The organism is Microbacterium sp. oral taxon 186 str. F0373 (assembly GCF_000411455.1).
GTDB lineage: Bacteria > Actinomycetota > Actinomycetes > Actinomycetales > Microbacteriaceae > Microbacterium.
The window spans coordinates 1,251,386-1,275,561 of sequence record NZ_KE150457.1 but is presented as its reverse complement, the minus strand read 5'-3'; the positions used below and the strand labels follow the sequence as shown (position 1 = coordinate 1,275,561).

Here is a 24,176-nt window from a genome sequence, read left to right as displayed (position 1 = left end):
CGGCCGACGATGGTCGGCGATGACGAGAGGATGACGATGCCCGAAGGACACCTCCTCGAGTTCCGTGGGGTCACGAAGACATTCGGCGCGGTTCGCGCCGTCGACGACTTCACCGCCCGCGTCGAGCCCGGCAGGGTCACCGGCTTCCTCGGCCCCAACGGCGCGGGCAAGACCACGTCGTTGCGCATCCTGCTCGCGCTCGTGCGCGCCACCTCGGGCAGCGCCACCATCGGCGGCCGGCGCTACTCGGAGCTGCGCCATCCCCTGCAGACGGTGGGCGCCGCGCTCGAGGCCTCCAGCTTCCATCCGGGTCGCACCGCCGCCGGCCACCTCACCGTCGCCGTGCAGGCCGCCGGGCTCCCGCGCGGACGAGTGGACGAGGTCCTGGGCCTCGTGGGGCTCGCCGACGCCGCCGGTCGCAAGGTGGGCGGTTTCTCGCTCGGCATGCGTCAGCGCCTCAGCCTGGCGTACACCCTGCTCGGAGATCCCGGCGTGCTGGTGCTCGATGAGCCCGCGAACGGCCTGGACCCCGAGGGGATCAAGTGGCTGCGCGGCTTCCTCGGCCAGCTGGCCGGCGAAGGACGGACGGTGCTGGTGTCCTCGCACATGCTCGCCGAGGTGCAGCAGACGGTGTCGGCGCTGCTGGTCATCTCCCGCGGCCGGCTCGTGTACGAGGGTGACATCGGCGACCTGGTCGGCGCGGACGACGTGGCGACGGTCATCGATGCCCCCGACCGCACGGCGCTGGCGAATGCTCTGGATGCCGCGGGCATCGCGTACACGCCCCTGCGCTCCGGCTTCACCGTGCGCGGCGCCGAGCCGGCCCATCTCGGTGCCATCGCTGCGGCGGCCGGAGTCGCCCTGTCGCACCTGCAGCGGCGCGGTCCGGTGCTGGAGGAGGTGTTCCTCGAACTGGTGAACGGCACACGGGTGCAGGCGCCGACGCCGGCGGCTCCGGCGGCACCGGCTCCGGACCCGCTCACGCCGCCGCTCACGGCCGCTGCCGTTCCCGCCGCGACCGCGCCGGAGGACGCGGAGCCGGGCGTCGAGGACGCCGAGTACATCCACGCGGTCGAGGACGACCCCAGCGACACGGTCGCCGCCGAGGAAGGAGACCCGCGATGAGCCTCGTCAACGCGTCCCGTTCGGAACTCACGAAGCAGTTCACCACGGCGATGTGGTGGGTTCTCGCCGTCGTGCTGCTCGCCTATGTCGGCGTGACCGCCGGCGGCCTGTCCGCCGTGTTCGGCGCGGTCGCAAGCGGCACGCTGCCCGGCGGCACGACGAGCGGTGCCGGGGTGTCGCCGACGAGCCTACCTCCGCTCATCTACAGCCTCGCCACCTCGGTCGGCTACGTCTTCCCGCTGCTCATCGGCACGCTGCTCGTGACGAACGAGTTCCGGCACAAGACGCTGACGCCGACTCTCCTGGCCACGCCGCGACGCGGGGTCGCCCTCGGCGGCAAGCTGGCCGCCGGAGTCGTCATGGGCGTGCTGTACGCCGCCGTCGCGCTCGTCGCGGCGGTTGGGATCGGCGCGGCGGCGCTCGCGGCGTTCGGAATCGACACGCGGCTGGGCGAGACCGACACCTGGGCGATGATCGGGCGCATCGTGGCGAGCTTCGTCCTGTGGACGCTGATCGGCGTCGGCGTGGGCACGCTGGTGCGCAATCAGGTCGCCGCCGTCGTCGGCGTGCTGGCGTTCACACAGTTTCTCGAGCCCATCGCGCGCACCGTGGCGACGCTGGTCGACGGCGTGTCGGGGGTGACCGCCTACCTGCCCGGCGCGGCATCGGACGCCCTCGTCGGCTCCAGCATCTACGCGACGATGGGGGCAGGCGGGGCCGCACCCCTCGCATGGTGGGGCGGCGGCGTGGTGCTGCTGGCGTACGCCGCCGTGTTCCTCGGTCTCGGCTACCTGACGAGCTGGCGCCGCGACGTGGCCTGATCGGCCGTCAGGAGTCGGCGAGTTCGACGACGTCCGACGCGTCGTCGCCGTCGAGCCGCAACGCCTGGACGAGGGCGACGCCGTGACGAGTCGTCAGCACGAGACGCTCGAACTCGGCATCCTCGGAGAGATCGACGACCACCGCCGGGCGACGTCGGCGCACCAGCACGAAGTCGTTGCCGCTCGCGGAACGCCAGGTTCCCATCGCGACGGTGCCGCGCACCTGCGTGCCGGGGCTGGGCACTCCGCGCAGCCAGGTCCAGGCGTCGTCGGTCAGCTGCACCCGGAGGATGTGAGACCTGTCGACGCGCACGCTCTCCGATCGCCGCGACAGGGCGCGTTCGACGCCCGACAGCACGACCTCGAGCTGCGTCGAATCGAGCAGCAGGGTCACCATGACTTCAGTCTGCCAGCGCGACCATGTGCGGATGCTCACAGCCCCGCAACGATCCGGTCTCGGCGCGGGCGATATCGTGGAACGTCGGCCGCGATGCGCCGGCGTCACCCGACACGGAGTCCCCGATGCCACGATTCGATCTCGACCTCCCCGCCCTCGAAGCGTTCCGTCCCGCGGTGCGCGAGCCGGCCGACTTCGACGAGTTCTGGGCGCGGACGATCGCGCAGTCGCGCGCCGTCGGCGGTGAGATCGTCGTCGAGCCGGTGGAGACCGTGCTGAGCACCATCGACGTGTTCGACGTGACGTTCCCGGGGTTCGCCGGCGAACCCGTGAAGGCGTGGCTGCACACGCCCCGATACTCCGACGACGCCGCGGCACTGCCGACGGTCATCGAGTTCAACGGGTACGGCGGAGGTCGCGGGCTTCCGACCGAGCGGCTCGGCTGGGCCTCGGCCGGCTACGCGCATCTGTTCATGGACACGCGTGGGCAGGGATCCACCTGGGGCGCTCCGGGCGCGACACCGGATCCGCACGGCACGGGACCCTCGACCAACGGTTACATGACCCGCGGCATCGAATCGCCCGAGGACTACTACTACCGCCGCGTGTTCACCGATGCGGTGCGCCTCATCGACGCCGCCCGCACCCTTCCCCGGGTGGATGCGGCGCGCATCGCCGTCACCGGCGGCAGCCAGGGCGGCGGCATCACGTTGGCCGCGGCAGCGCTGAGCGAGGACCTCGTCGCGGTCATGCCCGACGTGCCGTTCCTCTGCCATTTCGAGCGCGCGATCGGGATGACCGACCGCGAGCCGTACCACGAGGTGGTGCGCTACCTGTCGGTGCACCGGGGCGCCACGCAGCGGGTGCTCGACACGCTCTCCTATTTCGACGGCGTCAACTTCGCTCGCCGCCTGAGTGCGCCCGCGCTGTTCTCCGTCGGCCTGCTCGACCCGGTGTGCCCTCCCTCGACCGTTTACGCCGCCTACAACCACATCGACCGCGGTGACAAGCAGATCCGCGTCTACGACTTCAACGAGCACGAAGGCGGTCAGGCCTTCCAATGGGAGGAGCAGGCGCGCTTCCTCGCGCAGATCCTCGGCTGAGGTCCGCGCGCGGACCGCGCGTCAGAGGTGGAACTCGTCCTTGGCGTGCGGCAGGGGGAAGTTCGACACCGCGGTGATGAGCCCCTCGACGGTCTGCTCCCGCGCCACCGCGCTCACACCGAGACCCACCTTGCGGGCGTCCTTCGCGGTGCGCGGTCCGATGGCGGCGATCACGGTGGCGTCGGGGATCTCCGGGAACTGCAGCCGTACCTGTTCGGCGACCGAGCCGCTGGTGACGAGGATCGCGTTGATACGGCCGCTCGCGACGTCGTGGGCGATCCGCTCGGTGACCGGCACACCCACCGTGCGGTAGGCGACCACGCTGCGCACGTCGTGCCCCGCCTCGGTGAGGCGGCGCGTGAGCACCGGCTTGGCGATCTCGCTGCGCAGCGTCAGGATGCGCCGCGGCGCGGGCTCGAGCTCGATCAGCTGCGAGGCCATCCCGGCCGCCGAGTTGTCCTCGTCGGGGACGAGGTCGACGCGATAGCCGACCGCGGCGAGCGCCGCGGCCGTCGTCTCGCCCACCGCGGCGACGCGAGTGGAAGCGGGGATGACGGCGCGGTAGGCGTAGAGGACGTCGACCGTGGTGGCGCTGGTGAGGGTCACCCAGTCGAAGGCGCCGGCGGCGAGATCGGCGAGCGCCTGCTCGAGCGTTGCCTGATCGGTCGAGGGCGCGAAGTTGATGAGGGGAGCGATGACCGGCACAGCACCCTGCGCCCGCAGCGTCGCCGCCACGGAGTCACCCCAGGGCCCCCCGCGCGGAACGAGCACACGCCACCCCTTGAGGGGCTTGGCGGCGTGCGGATCAGGAATCATGCTCGACTTTCGTGATGCTCAGTCGGGACGCACGGTTTCGCGCATCCGGCAACGGCGCTCGTGCACGCGCGAACGCGATGGCTGCGCGGCTCGGGTCGTCGTTGCCGGCAGCTTGCGCACCATTGCCGCTGCCTGAGACACGAGCATACCCCGGGCGACGCATAGCTCGAACACGGGGTTGACAGCGCCCGCGGCGCGGGTCAGAACGCGCGCGGGCGCGCCCCACGGGGGACTCAGCGCGTGTAGGCGCGGACGATTCCCCAGACGGCCAGTCCCACGAGGGCAGCCGCACCGAGCACGGCGAGCGAGGCCTGCGTGGGATTGCGCCGCGCGAAGCGACGCGCGTCGGCGACCCCGCGATCGGTGGCCTGCGCGACCCGCTTGGGCACGTTCGCCTTGACCTCGATCGCCGCCAGGGCGGCCTTCAGCTCCGCACGGGCGCTCTCCACCGGATCGGTGATGCCGAGGGCGACGGCGGTGCGCGGAATCAGCTGGTCAGAACTCATCGGCCACGTCCTTCACGATGCGCGCGTCGACCTTCACGGCGTCGACGGGGTTGGTCGAACGACTCAGATGCTTGAAACGCAGGAGCCCCAGCCACGCGAACACGGCGGCTCCGACGAGCGCGATGACGACGACGATGAGGCTGGCGAGCCACGCCGGCATCCACGACGACAGGCCGATGATGGCGAAAGCGGCCAACGCCGGCAGCGACCAGAAGAGGAAGAACAGAGCGACGATGAACCAGACACCGCCCATGCCGGCATCCTTGCCCGCCTTCTTGGCCCACGTCTTGGCCGAGTCGATCTCGGCGACCACCAGGTTGCGGACGAGCTCCGGCACCTCGCCGACGAGAGTCAGCAGGCTGTCATCGGCGCGGTCGCGGAATCCCCGAGGCGTCGCCATGTCAGTCGTCCGCTGCCTTCTTGGCCGCGGCCTTCGCGTCCGCGACGGCCTTGTCGGCGGCCTTCTTCACTTCTGCGGCCGTCTTCTCCGCTCCGCGGGTGACCTCGTCGGCCGAGGCCCGGCCCGCGCGGATCGCGGAGTCGAGCTTCTGCCCCGGAGTGCCGTTGCGGCTCGCCGCACGGGTGACCTTGATCGCTCCGTCCCACAGGGCGCTCGGCAGAGCGAGGGCGGCGCTCTTGCCGAGGTCCTTGACGGCGGCGACCTGCTTCTGCACCGGGGCGGTGTTCCAGATCTTGAGGTATCCCGCCTTGATCTGCTCGTAGCGCTCGCGGCCGGCGCGCGACCCGAGCACGTAACCCGCGGCGAGTCCCACGACGATTCCGATCTTGCCCTTCATGGCGTCTCCTCACGTCCGTGCCGGGAGTGCTTCGTGACTCCAGGGTAGTCGCAATATTCCGATTCCGGCATCCTCCGGTCACGGGGCTGTCCCTGAAGAGGGCCGTGTGCTAGAAGGAGCCCCACAGCACCTCGTGACGGACGCGTTCCACCTCGGCGAGGGTGTCGGCGACGATGGCGGATACGCCCCCGCCGGCGAGGTCCTCGCCGACCGCGATGAGACCGTGCCGGCGACCGATCGCCGCACGGGTCGCGGCGGTGCGCTGGGCGTGACCGAGGACGGATGCCGGCGGTGCGAGCGTCGCACGCCGTTGCGCGGCCGCGCGAACGCCTCCGATTCCGGGCCACAACTGCGCAGCGTCGGCGGCAGCGCGTGCGATGAGGTCCGTGGCATCGTCCGCCGGTGCCGCATCGAAGGTCAGCCGAAGCACCCGCCGACCGGGCCCGGCGTCGGCACGCACGCCCGCCCACGCGGAGCCGACGTCGATGACGGATGCCGCCGCCATCGCCCCCGGCACGGGATAGATCGTCGCGGGAGCGTCGAAGGCGGCGGTCCCGGCATCCATCACGAGGGTCACGACGTCGCGCACGGGCAGGGGCGCAGCCTCGAGGACGATGCCGTGATCGCGCACGAGCGCGGCGGAGGTCGCCGCGCCGGCGGCCAGCACCACGATGTCCGCGGGCAGCGGCTGGGCGGGTTCTCCCGCGGCAGCCGGGTCGGTCGGCTCAGCCGGGCCTGTTGGCTCAGCGGGGTCGGCGGGCGCGAGATGGACGAGCCAGCCGTCCGGCGTCTGCGTCAGGCTGTCCGCCCGGACGTTCACGCGCAGGTCGGCGTCAAGCAGCAGCAGCCGCTCGGTGAGGGCGGTGACGAGCTGCGTGAGCCCCCCGCGGAGCCGTGCTCGCCGCGGGCGTCTCGCCTCGGCATCGTCGTCCGGCAGCAGTTGGCCGACGGCACCGGCGAGCGATCCCGCGCGGGTCAACGCGGCGCTCAGGCCGGGGACGGCCAGGTCCACATCGATCCTGTCGGGGTCGACAGCCCACGTGCCCAGCGTGAGCGGAGCGACCAGCCGGTCGCGGACGTGCGCTCCCATGCGCGAGCGCACGAGCGCGCCCAGGCTCCGCTCGCGACCGATGGTCAGCGGCGGCCGCAGGCGATCGAGGTAGGCGCGCCAGACTCCGCGCCCGCCGATGAGCCGGCGCACGGGCTCGGCCCAGACGTTGGCCGGGATCCCGGCGCGGTTCGGTGGCAGCGTGACCACGCGGGGGCCGCCGGGAGTGGCCAGCGCCACACCCACCGAGCCATCGCGCGCCGGTTCGACCTCGGCGCGCAGTCCCAGCTCATCGAGGAGCCCGGCGAGCGCGGGCGCCGAGAGCGAGAAGGCTTCGGGAGCCAGATCGACGGTGATGCCGTCCAGCTCATCCGTCTCGATCCAGCCGCCGAGCCGCGGCGCCTGTTCGAGGAGCGTGACGGGCATGCCGATGCGGGCGCACTCCCAGGCGGCGACCAGACCCGCGATCCCCCCGCCGATCACCACGACCCGGGTGGTGCGGGCACGGGCGGCGAGGTCGGCTGCAGGCTTGTCGGACACGCCCCCATCCTTTCACCGGGCCACGGACATGCGCCGGAAGAGGCGTGGCGCCTCGGACCTAGAGTGGAGCCGTGCGGCTCACCTACTTCGGCGGACCGGCGTGGGATGCCGGGGCTCTCCCGGCGCGCGGTCGGGGGCAGGAGAGCCTGCTGTTCCGTCTCGCGGTCGACGCCGGCGCGGCGGTGTCCGTGCGCGCACTGTCGGACGACCTGTGGCCCGTCGATGCGCCGGATGATCCGCGCGCAGCCGTGCAGTCCCTCGTCTCTCGACTGCGCCGCGCCCTCGGCTCTGAGGCGATCGAGGCGGTGTCCGGCGGCTATCGCCTCACGCTCGGCCGGGATGAGATCGACCTGACCCGCTTCCAGGATCTCGTGGCGGCGGCTCGCCGCGCGGACGACCCGGCACGGGCGGCTGCGCTGGCGCGCGATGCGCTCGGCCTCTGGACGGCCGACCCGTGGGTTCCGGATGACTTCGACTGGGCGCGGCGCGATCTGCTCGAAGACCGGGCGCACGCCGAGCGTCTCGCCGGCGGTGACCACGCGCCGGTCGGGGCGGGCGCCGTGGGTGGCGAGCGCATTCCGGCGGCGCTGACGCCGCTGATCGGACGGGCCGACGAGATCGCCCTCGCCGAGGCCCAGCTGACCGATGAGCGGCTGCTCACCCTGATCGGCCCGGGCGGTGCGGGAAAGACGACCCTCGCGCTGGAGATCGCCCGCCGTCACTCGCCCGCGGTGTTCGTCGAGCTGGCACCGGCCGATGCCGGCGGAGTCTGGGATGCCGTCGCCACCGCTCTCGGACGGGGCGTCCGCCTGTCCGACGGCACCGTCGGCCAGGCCCAGGGCTCCCGCGAGCGCGCCCTCGCCGCCCTCGCCGGCCGGCCTCTGCTGCTCGTGCTCGACAACGCCGAGCACGTCGTGGCCGATGCCGCCCAGGTGGCGGCCGAGGCGCTGCGCGTGGCGCCGGCCCTGCGGCTGCTGGTCACGAGCCGTGAGCCGCTGGGGGTCCCCGCCGAGGCGTTCGTCAACGTGGGTTCGCTGCCGGAGGCGGATGCCGTGACCTTGCTGTCCGCACGCATCCGCGCCGCTCGCGGGTACGCGCCGGACGCCGGTGAGAGGGCGGCCGTCGCCCGCATCGCACGCCGCCTGGACGGGCTGCCGCTAGCGCTCGAGCTGGCCGGAGCGAAGGCGCGGGTGCTGTCGATCGCCGAGATCGAGGATGGCCTCGCGGATCGATTCGCGCTCCTGGACCGAGGACCTCGCACGGCGGAGCCGCGTCATCAGACGCTGCGCGCCGTCATCGACTGGAGCTGGAGCCTGCTCGACGAACCGGAACGCGATGCACTGCTCGCTTTGGCCGTCTTTCCCGACGGCATCTCCGCCGGCGACCTCCGGGAGGTCACGGCAGCGTTCGGCCTCCGCGAGACGGCGATCGACGACCTGGTCGACCGTTCGCTCGTGCAACGCTCACGCGGCCGCTACCGGCTGCTCGAGACGGTGCGCGAGTACGGACTGGACGCGCTCCACCGATCGGGCCGGCTGGAGATCGCCCGCGAGCTTCAGGCGACCGTGATGGCGCAGCTCGCGCTCGCGCAGGACCGCGCCCTGCGGACGGCGACGGCACGCCCGGCGATCGCTTGGTTCGACGCCAACGAGGAGAACCTCGCCGCCGCGACCCGCTTCTGCGCCGGCCGCGGCGAGCTGGAGGTGCGCCTGGCACGGGCGCAGCTGTGGATCTGGCAGCTGCGTGAGCGGTTCGACGTGCTGACGTCCGTGCTGAACGCGACCGCGGCCCCCGCGGACGCTCTCGCCAGCGAAGCCGACGTCGTGGTGGCGGCCATGGCGATGCTCATGCGCACCATGCTCGACCCCACGACCGCGCACCTGTCCGCGCAGAGCGTCGCGCGCATCGCCGACGCGGCGCGGGATCACGATTCGGAGCTGGCGGCAATCCTGCCCGTCGTCCTCCGCGGAGCTCTGCGGGCCCGCCAGGAGCGGCGTGGAGACGAACCGTGGTCGACGTACCTGCGGCTGGATGAGAGCGAGCTTTCGGACGGTCCCGTATGGAGCCGGGCGTTCGCAGCGGTCATGAACGCGGCCACCGCGCAGAACAACGGCGACATCGATACGCTCGGCGAGGCGAGCGGTCGCGCGCTGGACGCGTTCCGGCGGCTCGGCGACGCGTGGGGCACGGCCCTGGCCAGCCAGATGCAGTCGGAGTGGCTCATGCTGCAGGGACGACTGGAAGAGTCGCTGCGCATCGCCGACGAGTCGACGCAGGCTCTCGTGGGTCTGACCTCCGTCAGCGATCTGCTGCAGCAACAGGCGCTCTCGGTCTCGCTGCTGCTCCGGCTCGGTCGCGACACCGAAGCCCGCGAGCGCGTCGATGAGATGCTCGCCCGCGCTCAGGCCGACGGCTCGGAGCGTGCCGTCGCGCAGGCCGCCGCGACGGCGGCCGCGCTCGAGCTGGTGCGCGGCGACGGGGCTGCGGCGCTGCGGGAGCTGGAGCGCGCGGGCAGCCTCGAACAGCAGCAGGCGCTGGCGGGATTTCCTGCACAGGTCGCGGCGTGGCAGGAGAGCAAGCGCGCCCTGGCGCTGCTGCTGACCGGCGACGCAGCAGCGGCCGCGGACGCCCTGCGCCGCGCGGCACCGGTCGCCGTCCGCACGGGCGATCAGCCGATCATGTCGGATGTCGCGGTCGCCTTCGCCCGATGGTTCCTGGCGGCAGATCGCCTCCCCGACGCGGCGGCGGCACTCGCGGAAGCCGACCGGCTGCGCGGGCGCGCCGACCTCAGCGACCCGATCGCCCTGCCCGTGCGCGATGCGGTGAGCTCCGCGGGGCCGGATGCCGCGGCATCCGATCCCGCGGAGCTCACCGCACTGGTCGAACGTCTGGACGGGCGTCAGGCCTTTCGCATGTAGGCGCGCACCGTGAGCGGTGCGAAGACGACGACGATGACGGCGGCGCCCAGCAGCGACGCCCAGAAGTCGCCGGCGATGACCCCGGAGTTCGCGAGGTCGCGCACGGCGGTGACCAGGTGCGAGATCGGGTTGATGCTCGCGAACCACGCGAGCGGGGCCGGCAGAGAGTCGATCGGGACGTACGCGTTCGACAGGAACGTCAGCGGGAAGAGGATGAGCATCGAGATGCCCTGCACGCTGGAGGCGGTGCGGGCGATCACGCCGAAGAACGCGAAGATCCAGCTGATCGCCCACGAGCAGGCGATGACGAGCAGTCCTGCCGCAACGACCGAGCCGAGGCCCCCGGCAGGGTGGTAGCCCATGAGGAAGCCGACCACGAACGTGATGGTCGTCGCGATCGCATAGCGGAGGGTATCGGCCAGCAGCGCGCCCGACAGCGGCGCGATCCGGGCGATCGGCAGGGAGCGGAACCGATCGAACACGCCCTTGTCCATGTCTTCGCGCAGCTGCGTGCCGGTCACGACCGAGGTGGTGATGACGGTCTGAACCAGGATGCCGGGGATCAGCGCCGGCAGGTAGCTCTCGACGTTGCCGGCGATCGCGCCGCCGAAGATGTAGGCGAACATCAGCGTGAAGATGATCGGCTGCACCGTCACGTCGACGAGCTGCTCGGGCGTGCGACGGATCTTCACCAACCCGCGGTAGGCCATGGTCAGGGTGTTCTCGACGCTCTGGCGCAGGCTCGTGCGGTTGGAGAGCCGGCGCTCGGATGCCGGAGTGATGGGTGTCAGCGTGGTGGGGGCGATGGTGGTCATGCGCGAACCTCCGTGATGGCGGTGGGGGCGTCGCCGGACGCGGAGTCGGTGGCCGCGGCATCCGCCGGTCGACCCGTGATGGTCAGGAACACCTCGTCGAGCGTCGGCTTCTGCACGCTCATCTCGGTGAGGTGGATGCCGGCCTCGCGCAGCGTGATGAGCAGGTCGGTGACGCGGTCGGGGTCGGTCATGGGTGCGGTGATGCGCGCCGCTTCGGGCGAGAGGGTGCCGCGCACCCCGAGCACCTGGCCGATCGCGCGCAGGGTGTCATCGGCGTCGGCGGGATCGGACACCCGCAGGACCAGCGACGAGGTGCCCACGGAGGCCTTCAGATCGTCGGCCGTGCCTTCGGCGACCACTCGGCCGTGGTCGATCACGGCGATGCGGTCGGCGAGCTGGTCGGCCTCGTCGAGGTACTGCGTGGTGAGCACAACGGTGGAACCGGTCGCGACGAGCTCGCGGATCGTGTCCCACATCTGCCCGCGCGTGCGCGGGTCCAGGCCCGTCGTGGGCTCGTCGAGGAAGATCAGCGGAGGCTGGGCCAGGAGGGATGCCGCGAGATCGAGCCGGCGCCGCATGCCGCCGGAGAACTTCTTCAGCCGCCGCCGCGCGGCATCCGTCAACGAGAAGCGTTCGAGCAGGTCCTCGGACTTGGCTTTGGCTTCGCTGCGCGACAGACCCAGGAGCCGGCCGAAGATCATGAGGTTCTCGGTCGCCGACAGCGTCTCGTCGACCGAGGCGAACTGGCCCGTGACGCCGATGAGCTGGCGCACGACGTTCGGCTCGCGCATCACGTCGTGGCCGAAGATCTCGGCGCGGCCGCCGTCGGGCCGCATCAGCGTCGCCAGCATGTTGATGGTGGTGGTCTTGCCGGCACCGTTGGGTCCGAGCACGCCGTAGACCGTGCCGGCTTCGACGGCCAGGTCGACGCCGTCGACAGCGCGGTTGTCGCCGAAGACCTTCACGAGGCCCTCCGCGCGCACCGCGAGGGTGGATGGTGAGGTGGAAGTGGTCATGGCATCCACTGTGCGCCGGGGGCACTGTCGCGCTGCTGTCACGAGCAGGATGGCGCTGTCACGGCGCTGTCACGGGACGGTCGGCGCCCGCGATGCGCTCAGCGACGGCCCAGCACCGCGACGACGGCGCGGTGATCGCTGCCCGGGCGGGTGTCGGTGATCACCTGGAAACCGAGCACACTCCACGACGATCCCACCAGCACTGGTCGATCGGCGACGCGAGCCACGTCGACACCGTCGACGGCCTGAGCGACGAGCGGCATCCGCTGCAGGCCCAGGGCCTGCGGCCAGACCAGGAGCACCAGCACCCCGACCAGCAGGGTCACGACCAGTCCCCGCCAGGATGCCGTGCGCCCACTCACACGTGCCAGTCAACCACCATCGCCGGGGCGGGTGACACACTCGAAGGATGAGCCTGCACATCACCGACGACCCGGCCGCCGACACCCTGCTCACCGACAACCCGCTGGCGCTGCTGATCGGCATGCTCCTCGACCAGCAGGTCGCCATGGAGACGGCGTTCAGTGGTCCGTTGAAGATCCAGGAGCGCATCGGCGCCGTGGATGCCGCGACCATCGCCGGCTACGACCCCGACGCCCTCGTCGCCGCCTTCCAGCAGTCGCCGGCGGTGCACCGCTACCCCGGTTCGATGGCCGGTCGCGTGCAGACCCTCTGCCGCACGCTCGAGGAGGAGTGGGGCGGGGATGCCGCGGCCCTGTGGACCGAGGGCGACCCCGACGGGCCGACCGTGTTGAAGCGGTTGAAGGCCCTCCCCGGCTTCGGTGAGCAGAAGGCCAAGATCTTCCTCGCGCTGCTCGGAAAACAGTACGGCTTCACCGGCGCCGGCTGGCGCGAGGCCGCGGGCGCGTACGGCGAAGACGGCTCCTACCGCTCGGTGGCCGATATCGTCTCCCCCGAGTCGCTCGCCAAGGTGCGCGAGTTCAAGAAGGCAGCGAAGGTCGCGGCGAAGGGCTGACGGCCGGCGAGGCGCGTTTCGACTCCTCGCTACCCTCGTCGCTCAACGACCGGGAGTTGCGCACGCCCCGGTCGTTGAGCGATTGCAGCGCGTCGAACCGCGGCGGCACCCCCGGTCGTTGAGCGAGCGCAGCGAGTCGAAACGCCCCGAGCCCGCGGGCTCAGCCCTGCACGAACAGGTAGCCGCGCTCGTCGTCGAAACCGCCGATGACGAGCCCGCGACCGTAGTGCGAGAGCATCTCCTCGCGCACGCGCAGACGCCACGCCGCCGCCTCGGCCGCATCGGTGCGGCGCAGAGACTCGACGTCCTGGGGGATCTGGACGGTCGCGACGACATCCGCGGCATCCGGCTCACGCACCGGAGCCGACGCGAGCGCCCACGCGACCAGGAGGCGGTCGCTGTCGACACCCTGGCCGTTCTGGTCGAGCTCGGCGCCGTCGTAGGCCGAGCCGTACTGGTCGACGAGGTACTCCACGAAACGCACGCCGATCGTCTTGGCGTTGAAGTGGGCGTTGCGGCGCACGAGCGGGTCGAAGGTCCAGGTGACGGTCCCGATGTCGCGGGCGATCGCCCACTGGCGCTGCTGCTGCTTGAGCAGGCGTCCGAACCCGCGACGCTGGTACTCCGGCAGTACGCCCGTGACGTGGGAGTGCATGGCGTGCTGCTCCGGCGGGGAGAAGAACGCGACGGAGGCCCCGACGATGCGGTCGCCGTCGTACAGGCCGACCACGTAGTTGCCCGAGTACTGCAACGCGCGCATGAGCGGCGCGGGCATGGGGTCGCGGCCTCCCCAGATCTCCACGATCACCCGGTGGGCGGCGAAGATCTCGTCGAGCGTGTCGAGGTCGCGGATACTGAGGGTGGACTCGGATGCGCCGGATGCCATGCCTCCACGGTAGCCGTTCTCTCGCGCTCGGCCGCGTGCCCCTGGCCGCGAGACACGCGCGGCGCACCGAAACACCGGTGCACAACGCGCATCTCGGTGCGGTGCCGGTGTCTCGCGGACCGGACCGGACCGGACCGGAGCGGCGGCGGCGACGCGGCGGCGGCGCGGACGCCGGATCGACGGATGCCGAGGCTCAGGCGCCCCGCAGGCGCGAGCCGAGGTAGCCCACGAGCGCGTCGAGCGCGATGCGCTCCTGCGCCATCGTGTCGCGGTCGCGCACGGTCACGGCGTGGTCATCGAGCGAGTCGAAGTCGATCGTGACGCAGAACGGGGTGCCGATCTCGTCCTGACGGCGGTAGCGGCGTCCGATGGCGCCGGCGTCGTCGAAGTCGACGTTCCACCCCTGAGCCCGAAGATCGTCGGCCACCTCGCGCGCCAGCGGCGACAGGCGCTCGTTGCGCGACAGCGGCAGCACGGCCACCTTGACGGGCGCCAGGCGCGGATCCAGCGCAAGCACCGTGCGAGTGTCGGTGCCGCCCTTGGCGTTGGGCACCTCCTCCTCGCGGTACGCGTCGACGAGGAAGGCCATCATGGCGCGGGTGAGCCCGAACGAGGGCTCGATGACGAAGGGGGTGTACTTCTCGCCCGACGCCTGGTCGAAGAAGGTGAGCGACTGCCCCGACGCGTCGGAGTGGCTCTTCAGGTCGTAGTCGGTGCGGTTGGCGACGCCCATCAGCTCGCCCCACTCCTTGCCCGGGAAGCCGAAGCGGTACTCCACGTCGATCGTGCCGGCGGAGTAGTGCGCGCGGTCCTCCTCGGGAACGTCGAACCGCTTCATGTTCGCCGGGTCGACGCCCAGGTCGACGAACCAGTTCCAGCACGCCTCGACCCAGTGCTCGAACCACTCCTGCGCCTCCGCGGGCGGCGTGAAGTACTCGATCTCCATCTGCTCGAATTCGCGGGTGCGGAAGATGAAGTTGCCGGGGGTGATCTCGTTGCGGAACGCCTTGCCGACCTGACCGACACCGAACGGGGGCTTGCGGCGCGACGCCGTCAGCACGTTCGAGAAGTTCACGAAGATGCCCTGCGCCGTCTCGGGGCGCAGGAAGTACAGGCCCGACTCGTCGTCAACGACGCCGAGGTAGGTCTTCACCAGACCGGAAAACGCCTTCGGCTCGGTGTACTGACCCTTGGTGCCGCAGTTCGGGCAGGGGATGTCGGCGAGACCGTTCTCGGCGGCGCGGCCCTTTCGCGCCTCGAAGTCCTCGATGAGGTTGTCGGCGCGGAAGCGCTTGTGGCAGTGCAGGCACTCCACGAGGGGGTCGGTGAAGGTCGCGACGTGCCCGGAGGCCTCCCAGACGCGCTTGGGCAGGATGATGCTCGAGTCGAGGCCGACCATGTCGGCGCGTCCCCGCACGAACGTCTGCCACCACTGGCGACGGATGTTCTCCTTCAGCTCCGTGCCGAGGGGGCCGTAGTCCCAGGCCGACCGCGATCCGCCGTAGATCTCCCCGGCCTGGAAGACGAAACCCCGGTGACGGGCGAGGGCGATGACTTTGTCGAGGCGGGACTGCTCGGCCACAGGTGGCTCCAATGGTCGTGTCGCGAATGCGAAAAGGGTGTGGATGCCGACAGTTCCGGCATCCGTCGAGTCTAGTCTTCCGCCGCTGCGGCTTCCCGGCCGGCCCGTGACTAACGTGGGACGGGTGAGCGCACCTCGGCCAGAGATCCAGCACATCATCATCCCGGGGCGCCACCACCTGCTGACGCGGTTCCAGGCCACTTACCTCGGCGAACTGCTCGCCGGTGCCGCTCGCGACGAGGCGGGCGAGCCGATCGCGGTCGCCGCCGACGCGGTCGTCGTCTGGGCGGTCACGAGCGCGAACCACTCCGCGACGCGGCGCAACCCGTTCCCGGGGCACCGGCGGGAGGCGGCGATCGAGATCCTCGCGCACGTCGAGCGGATCCCCTCGATCGTCGTGCCGGTCGTGGATGTCGCCCCCACGCCCCGGTTCGCCGAGATCACGCTCAAGGAGATCGGCTACGCGACCGCGCAGGGGGTCATCCCCGCGCCCGAGACCGCGATCATCGCCACGTCGACGCCACAGGTCGCGGACATGTACCGCGCCCGCGGCTACCGCGTCGCGCCGATGGAGCGTGACCACCCCGACTCCCCGCGCACACCCTGGCAGCTGCTCGACGAGCTGATGACCGGATCGGACGCCTGGCGCGCGGATGCCCACCCGGCGAGCCTCGACATCGTCGACCGCTACGGACTGGCCGCGCAGGCACGCGAGATCGCCGCCGATCCCGTCATCGGCGACGAGGGCGGGCTCACCCAGACGCGCGACTACCGCACGTACAGCCGTTCGTTCGAGGACGCCGCGGAGCGCAAATGGGCGCAGGCGCGCCCCTGGATCGTGCCGGGCCGCGTGGTCGACCTCGGCTGCGCGACGGGGGCCATGCTCGAGCTCGCGTCGCGCGAACCGGCCCTGGCCGAATCGGATCTGATCGGGGTGGAGATCGCTCCGGAGCTGTTCGCGGCCTGCGAGCACAAGAAGTCCGAGGGCGCGTTCGCGAACCCGAACACGTTCTTCTACCGGCGCAACATCCTCGCCGGGCGCCTGTTCCCCGATCGCAGCATCGCGACGACGCTGAGCTTCGCGCTGACCCACGAGATCTACTCCTACGGCGACAGGATGCGGTCGCTGCGCGCGTTCGCGGCGGCGATCGCCGCCCAGACCGTGCCGGGCGGCGTGTGGATCAACTCGGACGTCTGCGGCCCGGCCGACCCCGATCGCGTCGTTCGCTTGCGCATGCAGGACGGCGACGTGACGACGCCCGCGCGTGAGCTGTCCGGCTCTAACGACGAGATCGCCGCGTACCTCGACGCTCTGCCGGTGGGCAGCAGGGTCGCGCAGTTCGCGCAGGACTTCCGCACGCTCAGCGGGGCGGCCTGGGAGTACGAGGTGCGCGACGAGCGGACGATCGAGCTGCGTCTGGCGGATGCCATGGAGTTCCTCGAGACCGTCTCGTACACCCGCAACTGGCTGTCGGAGATGCACGAGCAGTTCTGCGCCCTGTCGTGGGCCGACTGGCGAGAGCTGGTCGCATCGGTGGGGCTCGAGATCGACGAGCGCTCGGGGCCCTGGCGCAACGACTGGCTCGTGGAGAACCGGTTCGCGCCCGCGGCATCCCTTCTTGGGCTCGACGACGAGCCGCTGGACTGGCCCGACACGCACATGCTGCTCGTCGCGCGCCGCCCGCTCGACGCCTGAGGCGCGCGGCGCGGGCGGCGTCGGCCGCGTCGTCTTCCGCGTCGTGGATTCGGATCAGGTCAACAGAATCGGATGCCGCGCGCGCCGGCATCCGCATCCGTTCACATCCTCCGAATCTGTTGACGGGCCGTGCGGCGGCCCGGCCGCTCAGCGCTCGGGACGGGTGAACGGCGGTTGCAGCTGGCCCACGGGGCCGCGGCGGAACAGCTGCGCGGGGCGCCCACCGTCGCGGGCCATGCCGCCGGTGGGATCGACGAAGCCGGGAGCTCCGGTGATCTTGCGGTGGAAGTTGCGCGGGTCGACGGGCACTCCCCAGACCGCTTCGTAGACCGCGCGCAGCTGCGCGATCGTGAACTCGGGCGGACAGAAAGCCATCGCGAGCGCGGAGTACTCGAGCTTCGCACGCGCCCGCTCGAGGGCGTCGGCGAAGATCGCGACGTGGTCGAACGCCAGCGGCAGCACGCCGCCCTCGACATCCGCGACCGGCCACCAGCGAGCAGAGCGGGCATCCGATCCCGCCGCAGGTTCGCCCAGATCGGGCGCCAGGGCCAACCAGGCGACCGTCACGACGCGTCCGCGCGGATCGCGATCCGGCGCACTGTACGTGCGCACCTGCTCGAGGTGCACGCCGCTGGTCACCCCGGTCTCCTCGGCGAGCTCCCGGTATGCGGCGGTCTCGGCATCCTCGTCGGACAGCACGAACCCGCCCGGCAACGCCCACATCCCCGCCGCCGGCGCGATGCCGCGCTCTACGAGGAGGACATGGAGCGCGCGGTCGCGGATGGTCAGCACGACGAGGTCGGCCGCGACCGCGAAGGAGAAGGGGTCCACGCGCTCAGACTACCTCAAATCGTCATCTTGACGATAACTACCACGAGGGGTTATCGTCAAAATGACATTAACGAGAGAAAGGGGACATCATGGCCACCATCACCCACCGCCCGTTCGTCCGCCACCTGAGCACGACACCGACCATGCACGTCACCCACTTCCGCCGCGGCGGCATCCGTCACACCGGCGCCGGCCAGGCGTTCTGGTTCCGCCCGCTGGATGCCGCGATCAGCGAGGTGCCGCTCGACGACCGCGAGCTGTCGGTCGTCGTGAGCCTGCGCACCGCCGACCTGCAGCAGCTGTCGGCGCCGGTCACGGCGACGTATCGGATCACCGATCCCGAACTCGCCGCCCGCCGCATCGACTTCTCCATCGACCTGGCCACCGGAACGTGGACGGAGCAGCCGCTCGACGCGATCGCCGCTCCCCTGCACGGTGCGACGACCGCCGCCGTCGTGCACCTGCTGCAGCCGCGTACCCTCGACAACGCGCTGCGCGCCGACCTCGCCGAACTCGGCGCCGCCGCGACCGCCATGCTCGCCGCCGACGCGCGCCTGACCGACCTCGGCATCGCCATCGTCGGGGTGCGGTTCTCATTGCTGCGCGCCGAGCCCGACGTCGAGCGTGCCCTGCAGACCCCCGCCCGCGAAGCGATCCAGCAGGATGCCGACAAGGCCACCTTCGCCCGCCGCGCCCTCGCGGTCGAGCGCGAGGCCGCGATCGGCGAGAACGAGCTGTCCAACCAGGTCGAACTGGCCCGCCGCCAGGAGGAGCTCGTCCAGGCGCGGGGACGCAACTCGCGCATCGAGGCGGAGCAGGCGGCCGCGGCGGCCGCGATCGCCGTGGATGCCGAGGCCGAGCGCATCCGCACGAACGCACAGGCGCGGGCCGACGCCGACCGTGCGCTGGGCGAGGCAGCCGGCGCCGCCGAACAGGCACGCATGGCGGCGCTGCTCGACGTGCCCGTCGAGGTGCTGACCGCCCTGGCGATGCGCGAGCTGGCTGGCAACCTCCCCAGCATCGACCACCTGACTGTCACGCCCGACCTACTCACCGACCTCGTGGGACGCCTCGGCGGTCGGGCCGCCGCGCAGACGGCCCTGGCGACGGGACGCTGAGATGGTCGCCCCTCGAGCGGTCATCGTGCACCGGGCGAGCGAGCTCACCGAGCTGCTCGCCCGGCACGGCACCCGCGGCCAGGTCGCCTTCTTCCTCGATCAGCGGGGCCAGAGCCTCGCCGCCGTGGAGAAGCGGCACGAGCGCACCCGCGCCGCCCTCGCCGAGGTCTCCGCCGGGCTTCCCCTGGACTGGCGGCGGGCCATGGTGGAGCGCAGCGAGCTGTCGCGCTTCGTCTTCGAGCCCGACGACGTCGTCCTCGTCGTCGGGCAGGACGGGCTCGTCGCCAATGCCGCCAAATACCTCGGCATCCAACCCGTCATCGGCATCGACCCCCTCCCCGGCGTCAATCCCGGCGTGCTCGTGCCCCACACACCGTCGGCCGGCGTGGCTCTCGCCGTCGCGGCATCCGAGGGAACGGCCGCCGTCTGCGAACGCGTCATGGTGCAGGTGCGCACCGACGACGGTCAGTCGCTCACGGCTCTCAACGAGGTGATGATCGGCCAGCCCGGCCACCAGTCCGCCCGCTACACGCTGGAGGTCGACGGCCGCAGCGAACGGCAGTCGTCGTCGGGCGTCATCGTCAGCACGGGGACGGGGTCGACCGGGTGGTGCGCCTCGATCGCCCGCATCCAGGCGCCACGGCTTCCCCTTCCGACTCCCACCGAGAGCGCGCTCGCCTGGTTCGTCCGCGAAGCGTGGCCGTCGCCGAGCACCGGTGCCGATCTTTTCGCGGGCAGGCTCGACAACGGCGAGCTCACTCTTCGGGTCGAGTCCGACCGGCTCGTCGCCTTCGGCGACGGTATGGAGGACGACCGACTGGTTCTCTCCTGGGGGCAGCGGGTGAGCGTGGGGGTCGCCGAGCGGACGCTGCGCACCGTCACCGGGTGAGCGGACGGGCGGAGTTAGCGGGCCCGCGCGGCAGCCTTCGGCTTGCGAACGAAGAGGGTCTCACTCTGCTCGAGCGCCATGCCCTTCGTCTCGGGGATCTTCCACAGCACGAAGACGAACGACAGCGCGGCGAAGAGCGCATACATGCCGTAGGTGAACGGCAGCGAGAACGCCGCAAGCTGGGGGAAGGTCCACGACACGAGGAAGTTCGCGATCCACTGGGCACTCGCCGCGACACCGAGGGCCTTGCCGCGGATGCGGCTGGGGAAGATCTCCCCGAGCAGCACCCAGACGATGGGGCCCCACGAGGCGCCGAACCCGACGACGAACAGGTTGGCGGCCACGAGCGCGATCGGACCCCACGCACCGGGCAGGGTGACCTCGCCGTCCACGGTCTGCGCGAACGCGAAGGCCACCGCCATCGTGCCCAGCGACAGGGTCATCACCAGCGAACCGGTCATCAGGATCGGCTTGCGTCCCACGCGGTCCACGAGGAAGATCGCGACGAGGGTCACCAGCACGTTCGTCACGGACGTGAAGACGCTGATGAGCAGCGAGTTGCTCTCATCGAATCCGACCGCACGCCACAGCGTCGTCGAATAGTAGAAGATGACGTTGATGCCGACGAGCTGCTGGAAGGCCGACAGCAGGATGCCGATCCAGACGACGGGCTGCAGACCCAGCACCTTTCCACGCAGGGAGGCGCTCCGGTTCTTGCGGTCGTCTTCGATGCCGCTGATCAGCTCGTTCATCGTCTTGTCGAGGTCGGCGGCGGGAACGAGTCGCTCGAAGATCGCGCGCGCCTCGTCGTTGCGTCCCTTGGCGAGCAGGAATCGCGGAGACTCCGGCATTGTAAGGGAGAGGATGCCGTAGACCGCGGCCGGGATGACACCGATGAGGAACATCCACCGCCACGCTTCGAGGGCCCACCACAGCACGTTGTCGGCACTGCCGGCGGCACCGGCGAGCACCGCGTTGCTGAGCAATGCGGTGAAGATGCCGATCGTGATCGCGAGCTGCTGCAGAGAGGCGAGACTGCCGCGCACCTGACGCGGTGCGACCTCGGCGATGTAGGCGGGAGCGACGACCGACGCGATGCCGATGCCGATGCCGCCCAGGACGCGCCAGACGATGAGGTCGGGAACGCTGAAGGTCAGCGCCGAGCCGATCGAGCTCGCGAGGAACATGGCGGAGCCGAGGAGCATGACGCGCAGCCGGCCCCAGCGATCGGAGAGGGCTCCGGCGATGATCGCCCCGAGCGCGCAGCCGAGCAGGGCGACGGCGACGACGAACCCGGTGAGAAGAGCGTCCTTCGTGTAGGTGGACTCGATGGAGGAGACCGCACCGTTGATCACCGACGAGTCGAAGCCGAACAGGAACCCGCCCACCGCGGCGGCGACCGAGAGTGCCGCCGCCCTTCGCCCATACGGGCTCTTCATCGAGAACGTGCCGGCGGGGAGGGAGTCGGTCGAGGTCACTGGAAAACGATAGACCCGCCTCGCCCGGCAGAGGGCGCCCTCGCCGAATGTGCCCTGCGCGTGGTAGAGGCAGCGTCGCCGCCGCCGCGGATGCCGCTAGGGGACGCGCTGGAAGAGGCCGTCCAGCAGCGACTGGTAGTAGGCCGGGGTGACGGAGATCGGCCCGGAGTAGGGGCGGTCGAAGCTCGCGACGGCGTAGAGCAGCAGGGCGACGAAGACGGCGATGAGCCCCGCCATGATGAGGTGGATGCGGAGGTTTCGCACCTGGATGAGCGACAGCAGGATCGCGTTCAGCAGCGCCCCCACCCAGAGCACCGTCCACAGGATGCTGGGGAGGCCGAGATCCGTCACCTCGATCCGCTCGCGCCGCTGTCCGACGAACGCCTCGAAGGACTGCAGCGTCTGGGCCTGGACGTTGATCTCGCGGGCGTTTCCGGGGATGAAGCCCGTGATCGCCCGCTGGATGGCCGTCACGTCGGCATCCCCGCTCACCGGCTCGATGAGCTGCGCCTGCTGCGGCCAGTCGACCTCGATGACGTTCCGCGTGTACGTGACGAGCGCGTCCCGGAGCTCGGCCCGTTGCGGCTCGGGAAAGTCCTCCGCAGAGCGGTACAGCACAGCGATGGAGGAGGACTCATCGAGAGCGACCTGGTCCACATCGGCGTACGTGGAGTAGGAGGCGGCGGCGATGAGCGCGAGCGTGACGCCGTAGAACACCCCATAGGCGCCCACCGCGTAGCTGAGGACGCGATCCCACTCGGACTGATCGTGCGCCATGCGTGCGACCCACCGCCGCAGTGCCAGCAGAATCAGGCACGACAGGCCGACGAAGCCGACGCAGAAGACCGTCATCCCCAGCCACAGGGGCGCGTCCATCAGCGCGACGATCATGGTTCGGTGGAGCGTCGTCGGGCGCGGGTCAGCTGACGAACGAGATCGAGAGCGGGTAGGTGTACCACTCCCCCTTGTTCGCCGTCACGGCGGCGATGATCGAGAAGACGATGTTCACCACGTAGACGGCGAGAAGGATCACCAGTCCGATGCCGATGATGGAGAGCACGGTGCCGACCAGGGACGCGATCAGCATGGTGAGCTGGAAGTTCAGCGCGGTGGCCGTGTGTGCCCGCACGAACGGGCCGCGGTCCTTGAGGACGAGGTATCCGATCAGCGACGGCAGGAAGTAGAAGATGCCGCCGACGTGGATCAGGGTCGCCCACATCTTCTCGTCGGACGGGTTCATCGGCTGCGGGCCGGGCTGGGCCGCGGGCTGCGGGTACTGCGGAGTGGTCATGCGATCAGCGTAGGGGTCCGACGACGCCGACGCCGAGGGGGTTATCCCGAGATCCGCGCCGTCCTCGGCATCCTTGTGTCGCATTCGATACGGTCGAAGGACATCGGCAACACAAAGGAAGTGGGTTCGTTACGTGGATATTCTCGCCGCCGGAGGAGCACTGGTGATCGTCGGCATCGTCGTCGTCGCCGCCATCGTTCTCCTCGTTTTCCTCCTCATCATGGTCCGCGCCTGGTACAAGGTCGCCAAGGCGGACCAGGCCCTGGTCATCGTGGGAAAGAACCAGAAGAGTGCCAGCGGCGAGTCGTCGCGCATCTCGGTCATCACCGGCGGGGGCGCCCTGGTCAACCCGCTGACGCAGCGCGCCGAGATGATCTCGCTGCGCGCCCGGCAGATCAAGATGGAGCCGACGGCGCAGGCGTCCAACGGCGTGACGGTCAACGTCTCGGGCGTCGCACTGGTCAAGATCGGCTCCGACCCCGAGTTCGTCCGTCGCGCGGCGGAGCGTTTCCTCTCGCAGGACGGCGCGATCGAGCAGTTCACGACCGAGCAGCTCGAGGGCGCGCTGCGCGGCGTGGTCGCGACGCTGACCGTCGAGCAGCTCATGAAGGACCGTCAGAAGCTGTCCGACCAGATCGCCGAGGGCATCAAGAGCGATCTGCTGGCCCAGGGCCTCATCCTCGACTCGTTCCAGATCCAGGGTGTCACCGACAAGAACGGCTACATCGACGCCCTCGGCGCCACGGAGGTGGAGCGCGTGCGCCGCGAGGCCGAAGTCGCCCGCATCAACGCCGCGCGCGAGGTGCGTGCGCGCCAGATCGCCACCGAAGAGGCGAACCTCGTCGAGCAGACCGCGTTCGACAAGAACTCCGCCGCCGCGGCCGCCGAGGTCGGTCGCGCCCGCGCCGAGGCCGAGCAGGCCGAAGCACTCGCCCGCGCCGAGCGGGAGCAGGCGGTGCTGCTGCAGGGCGCCGAGAACAAGCAGGCGCAGCTGGATGCCGATATCAAGAAGGTCGCCGACGCCTCCCTCTACGAGCGTCAGCGCGCCGCGGACGCCGCGGCCTACGGCGAGGTCAAGGCGGCGGAGGCCCGCGCCCAGATCGCCGCGCAGGAGGCGGAGGCGACCCGCCTGCGCGCCCAGGCCGAGGCCGACGCGGTGCGCCTCGTCGGAGAGGCCCGCGCCGCGGCCATCGAGGCCGAGGCCGAGGCCCTCTCCAAGAATCAGGAGGCTCTTCTCGCCCAGCGCGCGCTCGAGGCGCTGGTGCCGATGATGACCGAGTTCGCGCGCGGCTTCGACAAGGTCGGCTCGATCACGGTGCTCGGCGGTGAGGGCGCGTCCAGCCATATGGCCGCCGAGTCGGCCTCGAGCATGCGGGCGAGCTTCGACGCGATCCAGGCGGCCACCGGCATCGACCTGCGCCAGGTCATCCAGGGCCAGGCCACGGGCCGCGGCATGGCGCAGGGGTTCCGAGAAGAGCAGCCGGTCACGACCGAGAGCTGACGCGTTTCGACTCCTCACTGCGCTCG

General features: G+C 70.9%; 24 protein-coding genes. 9 read left to right on the top strand and 15 right to left on the bottom strand.

What is annotated here, in order from left to right; all coding sequences use genetic code 11:
- The first annotated feature begins 36 nt into the window (after positions 1-36).
- Positions 37-1,125: an ATP-binding cassette domain-containing protein gene (locus HMPREF1529_RS05930; RefSeq protein ID WP_036283036.1), complete on the top strand. Its 1,089-nt coding sequence runs from the start codon at positions 37-39 to the stop codon at positions 1,123-1,125.
- Positions 1,122-1,946: an ABC transporter permease subunit gene (locus HMPREF1529_RS05925; protein WP_016464105.1), complete on the top strand. Its 825-nt coding sequence runs from the start codon at positions 1,122-1,124 to the stop codon at positions 1,944-1,946. The genes HMPREF1529_RS05930 and HMPREF1529_RS05925 overlap by 4 nt, the downstream gene beginning before the upstream one ends.
- A 7-nt stretch (positions 1,947-1,953) precedes the next feature.
- On the opposite strand, the gene HMPREF1529_RS05920 is transcribed toward HMPREF1529_RS05925, so the two are convergent.
- Positions 1,954-2,343 carry a hypothetical protein gene (locus HMPREF1529_RS05920; protein WP_005047872.1) on the bottom strand — a complete coding sequence of 130 codons (390 nt, stop codon included), beginning with the start codon at positions 2,341-2,343 and terminating at the stop codon, positions 1,954-1,956.
- 125 nt (positions 2,344-2,468) lie between these two features.
- Between HMPREF1529_RS05920 and HMPREF1529_RS05915 the strand changes: the two genes are divergently transcribed.
- Complete coding sequence (locus tag HMPREF1529_RS05915) at positions 2,469-3,446, top strand: acetylxylan esterase (protein ID WP_016464104.1); 978 nt, start codon at positions 2,469-2,471, stop codon at positions 3,444-3,446.
- Between the two features lie 21 nt (positions 3,447-3,467).
- Here the strand turns inward: HMPREF1529_RS05915 and HMPREF1529_RS05910 are convergent, their stop codons facing one another.
- The 5 genes from HMPREF1529_RS05910 to HMPREF1529_RS05890 all read right to left on the bottom strand — a co-directional run bounded on the left by HMPREF1529_RS05910 (position 3,468) and on the right by HMPREF1529_RS05890 (position 7,153).
- Entirely contained in the window at positions 3,468-4,262 is a 795-nt protein-coding gene (locus tag HMPREF1529_RS05910) for a uroporphyrinogen-III synthase (protein WP_005047876.1), read from the bottom strand.
- Positions 4,263-4,495: 233 nt separating this feature from the next.
- A complete protein-coding gene (locus HMPREF1529_RS05905) occupies positions 4,496-4,768 on the bottom strand; it encodes a hypothetical protein (protein WP_005047879.1) in 273 nt (90 codons plus the stop codon).
- Positions 4,758-5,168 (bottom strand): phage holin family protein, encoded by a 411-nt coding sequence (locus HMPREF1529_RS05900; protein WP_005047881.1) that lies wholly within the window; start codon positions 5,166-5,168, stop codon positions 4,758-4,760. Before HMPREF1529_RS05900 ends, HMPREF1529_RS05905 begins: the two co-directional genes overlap by 11 nt.
- A gap of 1 nt (position 5,169) precedes the next feature.
- A complete protein-coding gene (locus HMPREF1529_RS05895) occupies positions 5,170-5,565 on the bottom strand; it encodes a hypothetical protein (protein ID WP_005047884.1) in 396 nt (131 codons plus the stop codon).
- A 109-nt stretch (positions 5,566-5,674) separates the two neighbouring features.
- A complete protein-coding gene (locus HMPREF1529_RS05890; RefSeq protein WP_016464103.1) occupies positions 5,675-7,153 on the bottom strand; it encodes a protoporphyrinogen/coproporphyrinogen oxidase in 1,479 nt (492 codons plus the stop codon).
- 71 nt (positions 7,154-7,224) lie between these two features.
- On the opposite strand from HMPREF1529_RS05890, the gene HMPREF1529_RS05885 reads away from it, so the two are divergent.
- Positions 7,225-10,071 (top strand): ATP-binding protein, encoded by a 2,847-nt coding sequence (locus HMPREF1529_RS05885; RefSeq protein WP_016464102.1) that lies wholly within the window; start codon positions 7,225-7,227, stop codon positions 10,069-10,071.
- On the opposite strand, the gene HMPREF1529_RS05880 is transcribed toward HMPREF1529_RS05885, so the two are convergent.
- From HMPREF1529_RS05880 to HMPREF1529_RS05870, 3 genes are all read right to left on the bottom strand, one after another.
- Complete coding sequence (locus tag HMPREF1529_RS05880) at positions 10,053-10,886, bottom strand: ABC transporter permease (protein WP_016464101.1); 834 nt, start codon at positions 10,884-10,886, stop codon at positions 10,053-10,055. The two genes, HMPREF1529_RS05885 and HMPREF1529_RS05880, sit on opposite strands and share 19 nt — an antisense overlap.
- Positions 10,883-11,902, bottom strand: a complete 1,020-nt coding sequence (locus HMPREF1529_RS05875) for a daunorubicin resistance protein DrrA family ABC transporter ATP-binding protein (protein WP_036282767.1) — start codon at positions 11,900-11,902, stop codon at positions 10,883-10,885. The genes HMPREF1529_RS05880 and HMPREF1529_RS05875 overlap by 4 nt, the downstream gene beginning before the upstream one ends.
- Before the next feature lie 98 nt (positions 11,903-12,000).
- Positions 12,001-12,264, bottom strand: a complete 264-nt coding sequence (locus HMPREF1529_RS05870) for a hypothetical protein (RefSeq protein ID WP_051120823.1) — start codon at positions 12,262-12,264, stop codon at positions 12,001-12,003.
- A 47-nt stretch (positions 12,265-12,311) separates the two neighbouring features.
- On the opposite strand from HMPREF1529_RS05870, the gene HMPREF1529_RS05865 reads away from it, so the two are divergent.
- The gene (locus HMPREF1529_RS05865) at positions 12,312-12,878 is read left to right on the top strand and encodes an HhH-GPD-type base excision DNA repair protein (protein WP_016464098.1); all 567 of its coding nucleotides are present in this window, start codon (positions 12,312-12,314) and stop codon (positions 12,876-12,878) included.
- 160 nt (positions 12,879-13,038) lie between these two features.
- Here the strand turns inward: HMPREF1529_RS05865 and HMPREF1529_RS05860 are convergent, their stop codons facing one another.
- Positions 13,039-13,764 carry a GNAT family N-acetyltransferase gene (locus HMPREF1529_RS05860; protein ID WP_016464097.1) on the bottom strand — a complete coding sequence of 242 codons (726 nt, stop codon included), beginning with the start codon at positions 13,762-13,764 and terminating at the stop codon, positions 13,039-13,041.
- Positions 13,765-13,957: 193 nt separating this feature from the next.
- Positions 13,958-15,346, bottom strand: a complete 1,389-nt coding sequence (locus HMPREF1529_RS05855; RefSeq protein ID WP_016464096.1) for a glycine--tRNA ligase — start codon at positions 15,344-15,346, stop codon at positions 13,958-13,960.
- Positions 15,347-15,470: 124 nt separating this feature from the next.
- On the opposite strand from HMPREF1529_RS05855, the gene HMPREF1529_RS05850 reads away from it, so the two are divergent.
- Positions 15,471-17,042, top strand: coding sequence for a class I SAM-dependent methyltransferase (locus HMPREF1529_RS05850; protein ID WP_198013026.1), 1,572 nt, complete (start codon positions 15,471-15,473; stop codon positions 17,040-17,042).
- A gap of 147 nt (positions 17,043-17,189) precedes the next feature.
- Here the strand turns inward: HMPREF1529_RS05850 and HMPREF1529_RS05845 are convergent, their stop codons facing one another.
- Positions 17,190-17,873, bottom strand: coding sequence for an NUDIX hydrolase (locus HMPREF1529_RS05845; RefSeq protein WP_016464094.1), 684 nt, complete (start codon positions 17,871-17,873; stop codon positions 17,190-17,192).
- 89 nt (positions 17,874-17,962) lie between these two features.
- On the opposite strand from HMPREF1529_RS05845, the gene HMPREF1529_RS05840 reads away from it, so the two are divergent.
- Positions 17,963-18,991 (top strand): SPFH domain-containing protein, encoded by a 1,029-nt coding sequence (locus HMPREF1529_RS05840; protein WP_016464093.1) that lies wholly within the window; start codon positions 17,963-17,965, stop codon positions 18,989-18,991.
- A gap of 1 nt (position 18,992) precedes the next feature.
- Positions 18,993-19,880, top strand: coding sequence for an NAD(+)/NADH kinase (locus tag HMPREF1529_RS05835; RefSeq protein ID WP_016464092.1), 888 nt, complete (start codon positions 18,993-18,995; stop codon positions 19,878-19,880).
- Positions 19,881-19,894: 14 nt separating this feature from the next.
- On the opposite strand, the gene HMPREF1529_RS05830 is transcribed toward HMPREF1529_RS05835, so the two are convergent.
- From HMPREF1529_RS05830 to HMPREF1529_RS05820, 3 genes are all read right to left on the bottom strand, one after another.
- Positions 19,895-21,319, bottom strand: a complete 1,425-nt coding sequence (locus HMPREF1529_RS05830) for a sugar porter family MFS transporter (protein WP_442852579.1) — start codon at positions 21,317-21,319, stop codon at positions 19,895-19,897.
- 135 nt (positions 21,320-21,454) lie between these two features.
- Complete coding sequence (locus tag HMPREF1529_RS05825; protein ID WP_232212065.1) at positions 21,455-22,234, bottom strand: bestrophin-like domain; 780 nt, start codon at positions 22,232-22,234, stop codon at positions 21,455-21,457.
- Positions 22,235-22,277: 43 nt separating this feature from the next.
- Positions 22,278-22,649: a DUF4870 domain-containing protein gene (locus HMPREF1529_RS05820; RefSeq protein ID WP_036283032.1), complete on the bottom strand. Its 372-nt coding sequence runs from the start codon at positions 22,647-22,649 to the stop codon at positions 22,278-22,280.
- 133 nt (positions 22,650-22,782) lie between these two features.
- On the opposite strand from HMPREF1529_RS05820, the gene HMPREF1529_RS05815 reads away from it, so the two are divergent.
- Positions 22,783-24,150 carry an SPFH domain-containing protein gene (locus HMPREF1529_RS05815; RefSeq protein ID WP_036282765.1) on the top strand — a complete coding sequence of 456 codons (1,368 nt, stop codon included), beginning with the start codon at positions 22,783-22,785 and terminating at the stop codon, positions 24,148-24,150.
- Positions 24,151-24,176: the final 26 nt, after the last annotated feature.